Source organism: Actinoplanes italicus, assembly GCF_003001815.1.
GTDB classification, from domain to species: Bacteria; Actinomycetota; Actinomycetes; order Mycobacteriales; family Micromonosporaceae; genus Actinoplanes; species Actinoplanes italicus.
Map to the genome: position 1 here is coordinate 173,386 of NZ_PVMZ01000020.1, position 13,889 is coordinate 187,274.

General features: G+C 71.4%; 13 protein-coding genes. 7 read left to right on the top strand and 6 right to left on the bottom strand.

The window, feature by feature from the left end; all coding sequences use genetic code 11:
• Nucleotides 1-7: 7 nt before the first annotated feature.
• The gene (locus tag CLV67_RS37955; protein ID WP_106327402.1) at nt 8-1,507 is read right to left on the bottom strand and encodes a sodium:solute symporter family protein; all 1,500 of its coding nucleotides are present in this window, start codon (nt 1,505-1,507) and stop codon (nt 8-10) included.
• Between the two features lie 163 nt (nt 1,508-1,670).
• Nucleotides 1,671-2,831: a DUF418 domain-containing protein gene (locus CLV67_RS37960; RefSeq protein WP_106327404.1), complete on the bottom strand. Its 1,161-nt coding sequence runs from the start codon at nt 2,829-2,831 to the stop codon at nt 1,671-1,673.
• Nucleotides 2,832-2,949: 118 nt separating this feature from the next.
• On the opposite strand from CLV67_RS37960, the gene CLV67_RS37965 reads away from it, so the two are divergent.
• From CLV67_RS37965 to CLV67_RS37980, 5 genes are all read left to right on the top strand, one after another.
• Nucleotides 2,950-4,158, top strand: a complete 1,209-nt coding sequence (locus CLV67_RS37965) for a sensor histidine kinase (protein ID WP_106327405.1) — start codon at nt 2,950-2,952, stop codon at nt 4,156-4,158.
• Nucleotides 4,155-4,619: a response regulator gene (locus CLV67_RS37970; protein ID WP_307833890.1), complete on the top strand. Its 465-nt coding sequence runs from the start codon at nt 4,155-4,157 to the stop codon at nt 4,617-4,619. Before CLV67_RS37965 ends, CLV67_RS37970 begins: the two co-directional genes overlap by 4 nt.
• Nucleotides 4,620-4,672: 53 nt before the next feature.
• On the top strand, nt 4,673-4,807 hold the full coding sequence (locus CLV67_RS54600; RefSeq protein WP_373873191.1) for a LuxR C-terminal-related transcriptional regulator: 135 nt from the start codon (nt 4,673-4,675) through the stop codon (nt 4,805-4,807).
• A 98-nt stretch (nt 4,808-4,905) separates the two neighbouring features.
• Nucleotides 4,906-5,253, top strand: a complete 348-nt coding sequence (locus CLV67_RS37975) for a YciI family protein (protein ID WP_106327407.1) — start codon at nt 4,906-4,908, stop codon at nt 5,251-5,253.
• Complete coding sequence (locus CLV67_RS37980; RefSeq protein ID WP_106327409.1) at nt 5,250-6,437, top strand: RNA polymerase sigma factor; 1,188 nt, start codon at nt 5,250-5,252, stop codon at nt 6,435-6,437. The genes CLV67_RS37975 and CLV67_RS37980 overlap by 4 nt, the downstream gene beginning before the upstream one ends.
• Here CLV67_RS37980 and CLV67_RS37985 read toward each other — a convergent pair.
• Together CLV67_RS37985 and CLV67_RS37990 are read right to left on the bottom strand one after the other, a co-directional pair.
• Nucleotides 6,414-7,112, bottom strand: a complete 699-nt coding sequence (locus CLV67_RS37985) for a GNAT family N-acetyltransferase (protein ID WP_106327411.1) — start codon at nt 7,110-7,112, stop codon at nt 6,414-6,416. The two genes, CLV67_RS37980 and CLV67_RS37985, sit on opposite strands and share 24 nt — an antisense overlap.
• A 74-nt stretch (nt 7,113-7,186) precedes the next feature.
• Entirely contained in the window at nt 7,187-7,795 is a 609-nt protein-coding gene (locus CLV67_RS37990; RefSeq protein ID WP_106327413.1) for a TetR/AcrR family transcriptional regulator, read from the bottom strand.
• A 60-nt stretch (nt 7,796-7,855) separates the two neighbouring features.
• Here CLV67_RS37990 and CLV67_RS37995 point away from each other — a divergent pair, with 60 nt between their 5' ends.
• A complete protein-coding gene (locus CLV67_RS37995) occupies nt 7,856-8,974 on the top strand; it encodes an FAD-dependent monooxygenase (RefSeq protein WP_106327415.1) in 1,119 nt (372 codons plus the stop codon).
• A 7-nt stretch (nt 8,975-8,981) separates the two neighbouring features.
• Here the strand turns inward: CLV67_RS37995 and CLV67_RS38000 are convergent, their stop codons facing one another.
• Nucleotides 8,982-10,991 carry a M6 family metalloprotease domain-containing protein gene (locus CLV67_RS38000; protein ID WP_106327417.1) on the bottom strand — a complete coding sequence of 670 codons (2,010 nt, stop codon included), beginning with the start codon at nt 10,989-10,991 and terminating at the stop codon, nt 8,982-8,984.
• 60 nt (nt 10,992-11,051) lie between these two features.
• On the opposite strand from CLV67_RS38000, the gene CLV67_RS38005 reads away from it, so the two are divergent.
• Entirely contained in the window at nt 11,052-12,827 is a 1,776-nt protein-coding gene (locus CLV67_RS38005) for a CocE/NonD family hydrolase (RefSeq protein WP_106327418.1), read from the top strand.
• Nucleotides 12,828-13,169: 342 nt separating this feature from the next.
• Here the strand turns inward: CLV67_RS38005 and CLV67_RS38010 are convergent, their stop codons facing one another.
• Nucleotides 13,170-13,838, bottom strand: coding sequence for a hypothetical protein (locus CLV67_RS38010; protein ID WP_146169449.1), 669 nt, complete (start codon nt 13,836-13,838; stop codon nt 13,170-13,172).
• Nucleotides 13,839-13,889 lie beyond the last annotated feature (51 nt).

Here is a 13,889-nt window from a genome sequence, read left to right on the forward strand (position 1 = left end):
CCCGGCTTCAGCTCAGGGCGGCGGGTTTCGGCTCGTCCACCGGATCGGTGTCCAGCGAGTCGATGATGTCGTCGCGGTCGGTCGTGCGCTCCGGCTTGAGCAGGCCGATCGCCACGTACAGCACCAGCGAGGTGACCAGCGGGACACCGACCACCATGGTCTGGCTCGTCTCCTCCAGGATCCACTTGACCACGACCCAGACGCTCAGGCCGGCCGCCCATGACACCAGTGCCGCGGTGGGGCCGCTGCGCCGGAACCACGGCAGCAGGCCGAGCATCAGCGGGATCGAGATCGGGCCCATCGTCGCGGCGACCAGGTCCACCACGATCTTCAGGACCACGCCCTGGCCCTCGGTGCTGATCGCGATGACCATGCTGATCACCACGAAGGTGAACGTGGTGACCCGCGCGAAGGTCAGCTCGGCCCGCTCGCTCAGGTTGCGCACCGCCTTGACCAGCACCGGGGCGATGTCCCGGGTGACCACCGACGAGATCACGTTGGCGTCCGAGGAAACCATCGCCATCGTGTGCGAGAAGAAGCCGGCCAGCACCAGGCCGATCACACCCGGCGGCAGCAGGGTCTTCGCCAGCTCGACGTACGCCTGCTCGGCGTTGGCCAGGCCGGGCACGATCAGCGGTGCCGCGAACATCGGCAGGAACAGGATCAGCGGCCAGATCAGCCACAGCCCGCTGGACAGCAGGGCGGACCGCTTGGCCGCCGAACCGGACGGCGCGGCCATGTAGCGCTGCGCCAGGTTCCACATGCCGCCGTTGTACTCGAACGTCTTGATGAAGAGCAGAGCCAGGAAGAACGTCATCGTGTACGGGCCGCTGAACGGATCGCCGTGCCCCTCGGGCAGGTCACCCCACATGGTCCACAGTGTGGAGACGCCGCCGAGGTGGGCCAGGAACGCGAAGAACATCGCGATGCCGGCCACGCCCTGGATCACGAACTGCCCGAAGTCGGTGAGCACGTCCGCCCACAGGCCACCGAGCGTGATGTAGGCCAGCGTGACGACGCCGGTGATCAGGATGCCCCAGATGATCGGGACGCCGGCGAACCCGCGCAGCAGGATCGAGATGGCCACCCACTTGGCCGCGATGTCGACGACCTTGAGCAGCGCGCCGCTGTAGGCGAGGGCCTGCTGGGTGGGCAGGTTGTAGCGGCGTGCGAGGTACTCCAGCGGGGACGCCACCCCGTGCTTGGAGCGCAGCCGGTTCCATCGGGCCGCGAAGACGAAGGCGCCGATCCCGACGCCGAGGCCGATCGTGAGGGCCCACCACACGTACATGGCGAGGCCGTAGTTGTAGGCGACGGCCGCGAAGGCCACGAACATGACCGCGCTGTAGCCGGACATGTGATGCGAGATGCCGGCCAGCCACCAGGGGATCCGGCCCCGTGCGGTGAAGAAGTCGGCGACGTTGTGGACGCGGCTCTTGGTCCACAGGCCGATACCGACCATCACCACGAAGTAGCCGCTGAGTATTGCCCAGTCGAGCGCGGTCACATGAGCTCCCCTCCGGTGCCTGACCCGCGTTACAGGGACGTTTCGTGGACAGGATGTTCTGCTACACGGAACGGCGAGTCAATACATGGAACGCAATGATCGCAATCTATGAACCGCACCTTGACGGGAAAGCGTTTTCCTGCTGTACGAGAGACTGACCGCGTCAACCGGTGACGCGGGGTCGACGCTGGGGCAGCCGGTACGCCCAGTGCCAGGCGGCCTCCAGCGGCCCCCGGTCGAACCGGCGCAGCCACCAGCCGGCCCCCGCGACCAGCGTCACCGACACCACGGCCCAGGCCGCCGGCGGCCACCACGGACGCAGATCGTCGAGACGGGCCGCCAGGCCGAGGCCCCAGCCGTAGCAGAGCGCCGCGCAGATCAGGTTCTGCAGGACGTAGCAGGACAGCGCCGTACGACCGACCCCGGACAGCGCCCGGCGCCCGGTGCCGTCACCGGTCCGCAGCAGCAGACCGGTCACCACGGCCATCAGGCCGAGAGCCACGAGCGGGCCGCACAGATACCGGTCGGCGAAGTACCAGCGCGGCCCGGCGAACGCGGTGAGCAGGTTCAGCGGCAGGCCGGCGCCCAGCCCGAGGACGGCCAGCCGTCGCCGCAGCACCCGCCCGGCCGTTCCCGCGGTGAAGAGACCGGCGCGCATCAGCCGCGAACCGGCCAGGAACAGCAGGATCGTCAGCGGAATGATCAGGACGGACTCCGACCGGTACAGCCCCCAGCCCTCGATCCGGGCCGCCACCTGCTCCGGATAGGTGCCGGTGGAGTACAGATCCGTGCCGCCCGGCACCGCTCCGCCACCACCGACCCCGGCGGCGGTGAGCAGGCCGATCAGGGCCACGTGCAGGACCGCCGCGACGGCCATGCACGCGCGGACCGCCCGGTCGCCACGTCCGACCATGCCGGCCACCAGGAGCGAGACCAGGGCGTACGCCATGAGGACGTCCCATTCGAAGACGAGCAGGTAGTGCAGCGCCCCCTCGGCCAGCAGCAGGACGGCCCGCCACAGGTACCAGCCGGGCCAGCGCCGCCCGCGGCGCTCCGCCGAGCGGTACTGCAGCTCCAGCCCCACCCCGAACAGCAGCGTGAGCAGGGCGAGGAACTTGCCGTTGCTGAGCGTCCGCAGCAGCGTCTCCACCACGCCGGTCCCGTCGGGCGCGACGATCGCCCCGGCCGGGCCGAGGGGATCCGTGAAGATCCAGATGTTGGTGCCGAGGGTGCCGAGGATCGCCACGCCCCGCAGCACGTCGAGCAGCTGGATCCGGCTGCCGGCCGCGGGCGGTGTTGCGGACGCTGGTGAGAGGACCGTCATGCCCGGCATCTGATCCCGGGACGGGGTGCCCGCAGAAGCCCGGAAAGTAGTGCCCGGCGCTCCCATCCCCTACTTTCGTCGGTCGAGACCCGGGCGCCGTGATCGTTATCGTGTCGCCATGCCGCTGACGACGGACTCCCGGCGCCACCTCAGCCTGGACGCGCTGCTGGCGGTGAGCGTCACGGTGGCCGACACGTGGCTGGCGGTACGGCACTGGCACCTCGACACCGTCTACGGCTGGACGCTGCTCGTGGTGCAGAGCGTCGTCCAGCTCGGACTGGTGCTGCGCCGACGGGCCCCGGAGGCGCTGCTCGGCGCCCTCGCCGCGGTCGCGCTCCTGCAACTGGTGCCACAGTTGCTCGTACCCGGCCTCATCTGGGCGGCCGACGTCGACCCGATCTGGGTCGTCGCGCCACTGGCCAGCCCGTACGCCATCTATGCCACCGTCGTCCACGGACGACGCCCGCGACTGGGCTGGGCGCTGATCGTCGTCGTCACCCTGCTGGGGGTCCAGCCGTGGGAACCGCACCTCACCGTCCTGACCCTCGGCCTGCTGATGACCGTGGTGCCCGCGCTGCTCGGGCTGTGGGCGGCGAGCCGGCGGCGGCTGCTGCTCGCCCTGGCCGAACGCGCCGAACGCGCCGAACGGGAGCGGCATCTGCTGGCCGCGCAGGCACGGGCCGAGGAGCGGGCGCGGCTGGCCCGCGAGATGCACGACGTGGTGACGCACCGGGTGACGCTGATGGTGCTGCAGGCCGGCGCCCTCGGCGTGACCGCCGCCGACGAGGACACCCGCAGGGTGGCCGAGGAGCTCCGCACCGCCGGGTGCCAGGCGCTCGAGGAGCTCCGCGACCTGGTCGGCGTGCTCCGGGCACCGCCCGGCGAACAGCCGACGGCCCGCCCCGGCCCGGCCCCGGCGGCGCTTCCCGACCTGTCGGAGCTGGTTGCGCAGTCGCGGTCGGTCGGTGTGGCCGTGGAGGTGGTCGAGGACGGCGTGCCGGTGGCCGTCTCACCGGTGGTCGGGCGGACCGCGTACCGGTTGGTCCAGGAGGCGCTCACCAACGTCCGCAAGCACGCTCCGGGCGCTACCGCGCTGGTCGAGTTGAACTACGGTGCCGACCGGATCCGGCTGAGCGTGACCGACAGCGGTCCGGTCCGGCCGTCCGATCCGGTGCTGGCGGCGGCCGGCTCAGGCAGCGGCCTGATCGGCCTCCGGCAGCGGGTCGAACTCGTCCACGGCGAGCTGACCACGGGTCCCCGGTCCGGCGGCGGCTTCCGGGTGGCCGCGATCCTGCCGGTGTACGTACCGACGGAGGGAGCCCTGTGATCCGCGTCGTGGTGGTCGACGACGAGCCGATGGTCTGCGCCCACCTGCGCACGATCCTGGGCGCGACCGACGACGTACGGGTCGTCGACGAGGCATTCGACGGCGCCGCCGCGGTGGAGGCCGTCATCCGGCACCGGCCCGACGTGGTGCTGCTCGACCTGCGCATGCCGGGCGTCGACGGGCTCACCGCGCTCGGCCGGATCGCCCGGCTCACCCACCGCCCGGCCGTCGTGGTGCTGACCACCTTCGACGCCGACGAGTACGTGCTGCGGGCGTTGCGGGCCGGTGCCGCCGGCTTCCTGCTCAAGTCGACCCGTCCCGGGGACCTGATCGGGCTGGTCCGGGTCGCGGCCGACGGCCACACCGTGCTGTCCCCGCAGGCGACCCAGCGCCTGGTCAGCGCCGCCGGTCGCCAGGACGCCGGCCGCGACCGGGCCCGCGCGGCCTGCTCAGCGACCTGACTCCGCGCGAGGTCGACGTCCTGACCTGCCTGGGCGACGGCCTGTCGAACGCGCTGATCGGTTCGCGTCTCAGCCTCACCGAGGCCACCGTGAAGGGCCACGTGTCCCGGCTGCTGGTGAAACTCGACTGCGCCAACCGTACGCAAGCAGGTCTGATAGCCCGTGAGGCCGGCCTCGCCGCCGGCTGATCGGAGACCTTGCCGGAAATCTTCGATGCGGGTGTCGATTTGCGGGCCCGCCGTTCGTCTGACTGCGCGACGATCCGGTGAAGCCGAGGAGGAGAACGATGAAGTACGTCATGGTGATCTATCAGGGCACCGCGCAGGAGCGGCAGGCCGCGCTCGGCGAGGACGAGCGCAAGCAGGTCTACGCCGACTACCAGGGCATCAACGAGACGCCGGGCGTCACCCCCGGCCCGCCGCTGGGCCTGCCGGAGAACGCGACCACGGTGCGCGTCGAGGGCGGCCGGACCCTGACGACCGACGGCCCGTTCGTCGGGATGAAGGAGGCCATCGGCGGCTTCTTCATCCTCGAGGCCGACGACCTCGACGCCGCCATCGAGGTGGCCGCCCGGGTACCGGCCGCGCGTCACGGTGGCGCTGTCGAGATCCGTCCCTCGGAGGTCTATTGGTGACCACGACGCTCGAACAGGCCTTTCGTGAGGAGTGGGGCCGCGTTCTGGCGACGCTGATCGGCCTCCTCGGCGACTTCGACCTCGCCGAGGAGGCCGCGCAGGAGGCCTTCGCGATCGCCGCCGCCCGCTGGCCGCGCGACGGCGTGCCCGGCAACCCACGGGCCTGGCTCATCACGACGGCGCGCAACCGGGCGACCGACCGCATCCGCCGCGACCGGGCACTCACGGCCCGATATGCCCGGCTGATCGCCGACGATCACACCGGGACGCCGGTACGGGACACGACGTTCCCGGACGAGCGTCTGGAGCTCATCTTCACCTGCTGTCATCCGGCGCTCGCCACCGACGCGCAGGTGGCGCTCACCCTGCGTACCCTCGGCGGATTGACCACCGAGGAGATCGCCCGCGCCTTCCTGGTGGCGGCGCCCGCCATGGCGCAGCGGCTGGTGCGGGCCAAACGCAAGATCAGGGCGGCGGGCATCCCGTTCCGGGTGCCGCCGGCACACCTGCTGCGTGAGCGCCTGGACGCGGTCCTCGCCGTCGTCTATCTGATCTTCAACGAGGGGTACGGCGGCCGTGCCGAGCCGGCGGCGGAGGCGATCCGGCTCGCCCGGGCGCTGGCCGGACTGCTGCCCGGCGACTCCGAGGTGCACGGGCTGCTGGCACTGATGCTGCTGCACGACTCCCGCCGCGACGCGCGGTTCCGCGACGGCGAGATCGTGCTCCTGGAGGAACAGGACCGGTCCCTCTGGGACACCGCCCGGATCGCCGAGGGGCGGGCCGAACTCGAGTCGGCGCTGGAGCGGGGTGGCCGTGGCCAGTACGTGCTGCAGGCCGCCATCGCCGCGCTGCACGCCGAGACGCCGTGCGACTGGCCGCGGATCGCCGGGCTCTACGCCGAGCTCGCCCGGCTGACCGGCTCACCGGTCGTCGAGCTCAACCGTGCCATCGCGATCGCCGAGACGGACGGCCCCGAGGCGGGCCTGCACATGATCGACCAGATCGATCTCGGCGACTTCCGCTACCTGCACGCGACCAGGGCCGAGCTGCTGCGCCGCCTCGGGCGGACCGGCGAGGCCCGCGCCGCCTACCTGCGGGCCAGACAGCTCACCGGCGACGGCGCCGAGCGGCGTTTCCTCGACCGCCGGCTCAACGAGCTCTCAGTCTCCAGCGAGCGGTCCTAGCGGCAGGAACTCGTCCCGGCGGCACTCGGCCAGCAGCGACCGCAGCCGGTCGTCCTCGCGGACCGTGCCCTCCTGGCGGGCGAAGTAGCGCACCAGGAAACCCTCGACGACCGAGCTCCGGATCCGGTCCGGTGCCGGGCTCACCGCGTCGTCGGCCTCCATCACGAGCAGCAGCAGGTTGGCCAGGCGCCCGGCACCCGGCGACAGCTCGGGCATCAGGTAGGGGATCGGCAGGCGGCGGGCGCCGAACCCGGCGTACAGCCGCAGCCGCGCGTCACCGTCGCCGTAGTCGGCGGTGGACGTGTCGAAGCGGGGATCCCCGGCCTCGGCGAAGACGACGTGGGGCCCGAGCTCCGCCCGCCAGTGCGGGGTGGCGACGGCGACGAGCCGCCGGCCGACGCCCCGGTCACGCAGGTCGGGCCGGACCGCGAAGTAGCAGAGCAGCGCGACCCGGATGTCGGCGAACCACTCCAGGAACAGCGCGCCGACCGGCTCGCCGTCCGGGTTCACCGCGATCGCCCCGCGCAGTTCGTCGGCGGCCAGAACCCGGCGCAGCTTCTCGAACGGCTCGCGTTCGGCCGGCGCGAAACTCGGCGCGATCACCGAGTCGTAGAGCGCGCGCAGCGTACCGGCGTCCGCCTCGCCCTTGAGAAAGCGGATCGAGACCTCTTCCACGACCAGTAGTCTCCCGTCGGCCCGGCCATCAGTGGAGATCGAATCTACAGTGGACGCGCACGAGTCCCGGGTCGTCAGCCGAGGAAGCCGCGCAGCACGGCGGTCAGGGCGGCGGTGAGGTCGGCGCGGTTGGCCGCGGTGCCCGGCGGCGGCGCGGTACGGGCTCCCGCGCCGGCCAGGCGGTCGAACAGCAGGCCGTCGATGCAGGCGACGAAATGGTCGCCGGCCTGGTCGGGGTTCGGCGCTCCAGCGGCCGCGAGCATGGCCCGGGACTGAGCGCGGGACGCGTCGCCGTACGCCAGGATCGTCCGGATCTCCGGGTGGTGGGTGGCCTCCAGCAGGCAGGCGTACCGGGCGAGGGTGCGGTTGCGGCCGCCGCTCATCCAGTGGTCGAGCACGGCGGCGATACCGGCGGCCATCGCGGGGACGTCGGTGAGGTCGGGCGGCGGGCCGTCGCCGTCGGCCGGGAGCCGGCCCGCCCGCAGGTCCTCCCGGTCGAGGTCGGCGATGCGCCGCACGACGGCCTCGATGAGCTGCTTGCGGGTCCGGAAGTAGGCGGAGGTGGTGCCTTCCGGCAGGCCGGTCCGGCGGTCGACGGCCCGGTGGGTCAGTCCGCGCATGCCCTCCTCGGCCAGGACGTCGATGGCGGCGTCGGTCAGCAGCGCGAAGCGGTCGGTCGGCACGGTGGCACCACTCCTTTCTACAGCTGTAGTATGGCTTCTACATCTGTAGAAGGAGTGACGATGGCATCCAGTGCGGTCGTGATCGGCGGAGGCATCGGCGGACTCGGTGCGGCCATCGGCCTGTCCCGGGCCGGCTGGCGGGTGACGGTGCTCGAACGGGCGCCCGAGTTCCGTCCGGTGGGTGCGGGCGTGGTGCTGCAGGCCAACGGTCTGCGCTGCCTCGACGAACTCGGTGTCGGCGGCGAGGTGCGGCGTGGCGGCCGGCCCGACGTGTCCGGCGGCACCCGGCGCGCCGACGGGCGCTGGCTGGCCCGCGTCGAGGCCGGCCTGCTGGAAAGCGCGCTCGGCACCCCGGCGTACGGGATCCACCGCGCCGAACTGCACCGCGTCCTGCTCGAGGCGCTGCCGGCCGACGTGACCGTGCGGACCGGCGCGGAGGTCACCGGCGTCACCGAGGACGGCGAGGTGACCCATCGCGGTGACGGCGGCGACGAGAGGATCCATGCCGGTCTGGTCGTCGGCGCGGACGGCATCCGCAGCGCCGTCCGCCGGACACTGTGGCCCGAGGCGGCCGGGCCGGTCCCGGTCGGCGTGACCGCATGGCGCGGCGTGACGACCTGGCCCGGCGATCTCGACGTGGCGATCACCTGGGGCCCCGGCGCCGAGTTCGGCATGGCGCCGCTGGGCGACGGCCGGGTCTACTGGTTCGCCGCCGTCAACGCCGCGCCGGGCGGCCCGACGGCTCCGGTCGACGCTCGCTTCCGCGGCTGGCACGAGCCGATCCCGGAGCTGATCGCCGCGACCGAGACGGTGCTGCAGGACGATCTCGCGTGTCTCGACGAGCCACTCCGGACGTACACGAAAGGGCGTGTCGTTCTTCTCGGCGACGCCGCCCACGCCATGACGCCCAACCTCGGTCAGGGCGCCAACCAGGCGCTCGAGGACGCGGTGGTCCTGGCCGCCGTCGCCGATCGCCCGGACGGCCTGGCCACCTACGACCGGCTGCGCCGGCCCCGCAGCCAGGCGGTGGCGAAGGCGTCCCGGATGATCGGACGGTACGGCCAGCAGCTGGAGAACCCCGCCGCGGTGGCCGCCCGCAACGCCCTGATGCGCGTGGTACCGCCTCGCGTGGCGCTGCGGTCGATGGCCCGCTACGCCGACTGGCACCCGCCCCGGTGACCGGGCGTCACCGTCGCACGGTGCAGGACGTCACGGCGGTCGCGCCCGGGTCGCTCTCCGAGCTCACCTCGACCGCCACCGCCCGCACACCCTTGACGTACACCTCGACCGAGGCCGGCTGACGGCCCGCCACCCCGACGACCTCCCGGGGCAGCACCGCGCCCGGCGCGGAGATCCGGAAGACGTCGGCGTCCCGGCCGGTGTTGCGGATCGGAATCGTGCACCGGGCCCAGCCGGACGGCCCGGGGCGGGCGGTGGCCGGCGACGCCTTCACCCCGCGGACCGACGGCCCCGCGCCGTCGAGGGAGCGGACCGCGACCTCGTACGAGAGCACGCCGTGCCGGTCCCGCTTGCGGTCCAGGACGTAGAAGTGCAGCCGGTTGGCCGTGTCCGCGTACTCGAAGAGGCTGCCCGACCCGGTGCCGGCGTGGAACAACGCGTCGGAGAGCTGCCGGTAGTCCCCGACCGTCATCTTCTGCGGCGTGCCGTCCGGCAGCACGAAGTCGACCTTGTCGATGTCCTGCGGGTTGGCGTCGATCGTCCAGATGAACGGCGCGGAGTCCGCGTTCTTCGTCTTGGCCAGCAGCACACCGGAGTCCGGGGTGAACGAGTCGAAGCCCATCCGGTCGACGACTTCCAGGGTGTAGTTGTCGTAGCGGCCGCCGTCGCAGTACGGGTCCGTCGCGGTGTCGCAGGCGGGGCCGCGGTCGCCGCCGTTCAGGGTGACGTTGATACCGGCCAGGCGGTGAGGGCCGGGATCGACCGCGCGCGCCGTCACCCGGGTCACCACGACGCCGGACTCGGCCAGGGCCGCGCGGGAGAGCTTCAGCACCGCGGTGTCGTCGACGATGCCGAGCTTCATCTTGTTGCGCAGCATGTGTTGTGCGCCCATCGACGAGCCCGCGGTTCCCGGGATCAGCCACCGGCTGTGCGGTCCGCCGGGGCCGTTGAACGTGCCGCGGCTCAGCATCTCCCACGGTCCGCTGTAATCGCGGCGGGCCGGCACCGAGTACGGGTTGTTGTAGTTGTCGCCGATGCCGAGGATGTGGCTGAACTCGTGCGCGTACGTCGACATGCCCGAGCTCTCCGCCTGCAGTGAGCTGCCCTGGGTGGCGTTCGGCCAGATGTTGGCCGAGGCCTGCCAGGAGGTCCACTCGACGTAACGGGTCGCGTTCCAGTTCGTCAGTGACTCGTCCGGCGGGCCGAACTCCTCGCTGACCTCCTCCTTGGTGGTGAACTTCATCTGGCCGAACTCCTGCCAGGTGGCCGACTCGTCCTGGCCGGCCGAGAGGAAGAAGACGAAGTCGTACGAGGCGGCTTCCTGCTCGCCGACGGCAGCGAGCCAGGCCGCGCGGGCGTCGGCCCGCAGATCACGCCCGCACACGTCGTCGGCCGGGCAGCCCAGTCCGCGCTGCATGGAGTTCTCGATGCCGTACTCGTGACTGGAGTGCGGCATCCGGTAGACGCCGAACGCGCTCAGGTCGATACCGAAGCGCCCGTTCGAGTCCTCCATCCAATATTCGTGGATGGTGTGGCCCCGGTTGAGCGTCCCCGGCTTGTTCAGGAAATCCCGGTAGAACGCCGGCACTTCGGAACGATCCAGATTCTGTACGCCGGACGGGTTCCCGTAGATCGTCGAGTTCGCCGGCTGAGTGACCACGAACGGCTGGTTCGGGTAGTCGACCAGCACCAGCGCCCCGTTGAAGGTGCGTTCCGAGCCGCGTACCGACGGGTCGGCCCAGTCGGTGCCCGGCACGGCCCGGTAGTCGTCCCAGGTCATCGTGTCCGGCAGCTCGTAGTGCTGGGGGTCGATCGGTTGCGGCGCGCCTGCCGGGCCGCCCAGGGTGACCGCCTCGTCGAGCTGCCAGGGCTGGGTCTGCGGCCAGTGCCGCATGCGCCACGGCGTGTCCGGATCCACGGGCGGCGGTGCGGCCGTCGCCGGTGCGGCGTTGACGGCGCCGGCCACCACCAGCGCCGCTATGGACAGTGCCGAGAACAACCGTCGCCCCGTCGTCATGGCGTCATCCTGGCAAACTTATCGACGCCACTCAATGGCTAGTCGATTCTTGGAGATCGGATGAACCTACGCAGACGGGCAGCAGCCGCAGCCGGCGCGCTGATCACGATTGCCACTCTCGCGGTGGGCAGCCCGGCGACCGCCGCCGCTGTCGCGCCACCGGGCGTCACCCACGAGGAGAACCCCCGCGTGCCGGAAGGTGCGGTGTGGACGGAGGCCTACTTCCCCTCCGCCGACAACAGCGGCGTCGAGCTCCACGCCGACGTCCTGCGGCCGACGCACCTGCCGTCGCATGCCCGGACGCCGGTGATCCTCGCCGTCAGCTCGTACTTCAGCCACGCGGGCCAGACCGGCCCGGAGGGGTGGACCCGTACCGGCCCGTCCAGCCGCTTCGCCGACTTCACCAGCGGTACCGGGCTCTTCGCCCGCGGCTACACCTACGTCATGGTCGACCTGCGCGGCTTCGGCGGAAGCACCGGCTGCCTCGACTGGGTGGGTCCCGGTGAGCAGGCCGACGTCAAGGCCGCGATCCAGTGGGCGGCGAAACAGCCGTGGTCGACCGGCAAGGTGGGCATGTACGGCAAGTCGTACGACGCCGTCACCGGGCTCGTCGGCAACAACCTGCGCCTGCCGGCCCTGAAGGCCGTCGTTGCCCAGGAGCCGGTGTGGGACATGTACAACTACCTGTTCAGCAACCGGGTTCCCCGTCCCAACGTGACCGGCACCCCGAACGCCTACAACAGCATCGCCACGATGGCGCCGCTGCCCGACGACACCGACCGCTACCGGGCCAACGCTCAGTACGAGCAGAGCCACCCCGAGTGCCTCGCCGACAACCTCACGAACAACAACAACCCCGATCCCGACTCGGCCTACTGGCGCGCCCGGAACCTCGCGGCTCAGGCCAAGGGCACGAACACCCCGCTCTTCGTCACGCAGGGCTTCATCGAGAACAACACCAAGCCCGAGGACATGCAGGAATTCCTCGACAACCACCAGGGTGTCGAGCGGGGCTGGCTGGGGCAGTGGGAACACGTCCGCGGCAACGAGACCAACGACCAGGGTCAGCTGCTCATGGGTCGCGCCGGGTTCTTCGACGAGGTCATGCGCTTCTACGACCGCTACCTGAAGGGCATCCGCCCGGCGGTGCACGACCCGGCGTACGCCGTCGAGGACAACACCGGCGCGTGGCGCGCACAGAAAACGTGGCCGACGCCGTCCTCCCACACCAGCGCGGCCCTGGCCGACGGTCAGTACGTCGACGACGGCCTCGCCTCGACACTGGCCGTGCCCGCCGGTCAGGAGTGGGACATGGAGCACTACACCGATCCCGCCCCGCCCGCCGCCAAGGGCCTCGCGCTGGCGGCCGCGGGCAGCTATTTCACCTGGTCCACGCCGGTCGCGTCGCGGCTGCGGATCACCGGCACCCCGCAGATCACGTCGCACGCGAGCGCGCCGGGCAACATCATGGTGCGGCTGTGGGACGTCGCCCCGGACGGAACCGCGGTGATGTTCGACGAGAACGTGGCGCTGATCGAACGAGCGGGCCGCGTCGCGTTCGACCTGAAATCCACGGACTGGACCCTCGAGGCGGGCCACCAGCTGGGTGTCCAGATCGGGACGATCGGCAGCGGGAGCTGGCGAGACACCCCGAGCGGCAACACGATCGAGATCACCCGCGCACGGCTGAACCTGGCGCTGCAGAACCCCCGGTTCGACGTGCCGACCCAGGGTGACCGGTCGCCGTTCCTCGACACGTACCTGAGGCAGTACACCCGCACACTCACCGGCGTCGGCGAGGGAACCTTCCGGCTCGCCCTGCGCCACCGTCCCTGACGAACCGCCACCGTGGACTGCCCGGCGGGCCGGGCAGTCCACGCCGTTCGCCGGGCCGTACGGGACGCCGGGGCCTGCGGCGTGATGCCGAGTGACGCGACCTCAACGACGCCCTCAAGTGGGACAAGTTCAACGCCCTGGAGATCACCCGGGGTTGTATCTACGCCTGCCAGTCGCAAACCTCGACTTCTACATGTGTGTTCGGTAGGGGATGTCGTCCCGCGGGCCAAGTCCGCTTGGCCCCCATCGACGCGATCGGCTCAGCGGTCCTGGCCGGCTGATCGTCGGCCCGGCCGACGTTCAGCCAGGTGATCGGTGAGGTACGGCTGGCCTACGACGTCATCAACGGGCGACGGGTTCGGCCCAGGCCGACCGTAGGAGTCCGACCAGGCCGATGTTCGCGGAGTGCCGGGCCGCCGACAGGAGCGACTCGGCGGCCCGCGCCGCATCGGCGAGATCCGCGGCGGTGACGGCCGCCCGCTGAGCCTCTTCCTCAGCCCGCGCCGCGGCGGCCGCGGCCTGCTCGTAGCGTTGCCGGGCCTCATGCACCCGCGACTCCCATCCGAGCGGCACCGCGACAGGACGTTGAGCGGATTCCGCCGCGATGTCAGCGTGCCTCCAGACCCGGTTGAGTTCGTCGACGGACAGCTGTCCACGCTGGTATGCGGCCAGAGCCGCGCGCTGCACGAGCTGACGAGTTTGACCGGCCGCTTCGGCATTCTTGAGCACCTGCCGGTGGCGCTGCTCCGCGATGTCGCGTGCCGTGGACGCCCACAGGGCTCGATCGTGTGCTCGATCGGCCTCCTCCAGCGCCCGCCGCGCTGCCGCATTGGCCGACTCGGCGTCAGCGGCCGCCATGTCCACCTCGTCGGTGATGAACACCGAGCCGCCGTGCCCCACCTGTCTGTCGGCGAGTTCGCGTTGGCGGCGGGCAGCGATCCCCAGCAGCACCACTGCCAGCAGCAAGGTGGCCTGAATCGAGCTGAACACGAACATGGCAGTTCTCGGCACCGATGGTTCCTTTCCGCCGTCTCGCGAATGGTTTCATGCTGCGCGCGACCC

Coding starts and splice junctions, on each gene's coding strand:
- CLV67_RS37965 (WP_106327405.1), top strand. CDS start 2,950: ATGCCGCTGACGACGGACTCCCGGCGCCACCTCAGCCTGGACGCGCTG.
- CLV67_RS37975 (WP_106327407.1), top strand. CDS start 4,906: ATGAAGTACGTCATGGTGATCTATCAGGGCACCGCGCAGGAGCGGCAG.
- CLV67_RS37960 (WP_106327404.1), bottom strand. CDS start 2,831: ATGACGGTCCTCTCACCAGCGTCCGCAACACCGCCCGCGGCCGGCAGC.
- CLV67_RS37995 (WP_106327415.1), top strand. CDS start 7,856: ATGGCATCCAGTGCGGTCGTGATCGGCGGAGGCATCGGCGGACTCGGT.
- CLV67_RS38005 (WP_106327418.1), top strand. CDS start 11,052: ATGAACCTACGCAGACGGGCAGCAGCCGCAGCCGGCGCGCTGATCACG.
- CLV67_RS38000 (WP_106327417.1), bottom strand. CDS start 10,991: ATGACGACGGGGCGACGGTTGTTCTCGGCACTGTCCATAGCGGCGCTG.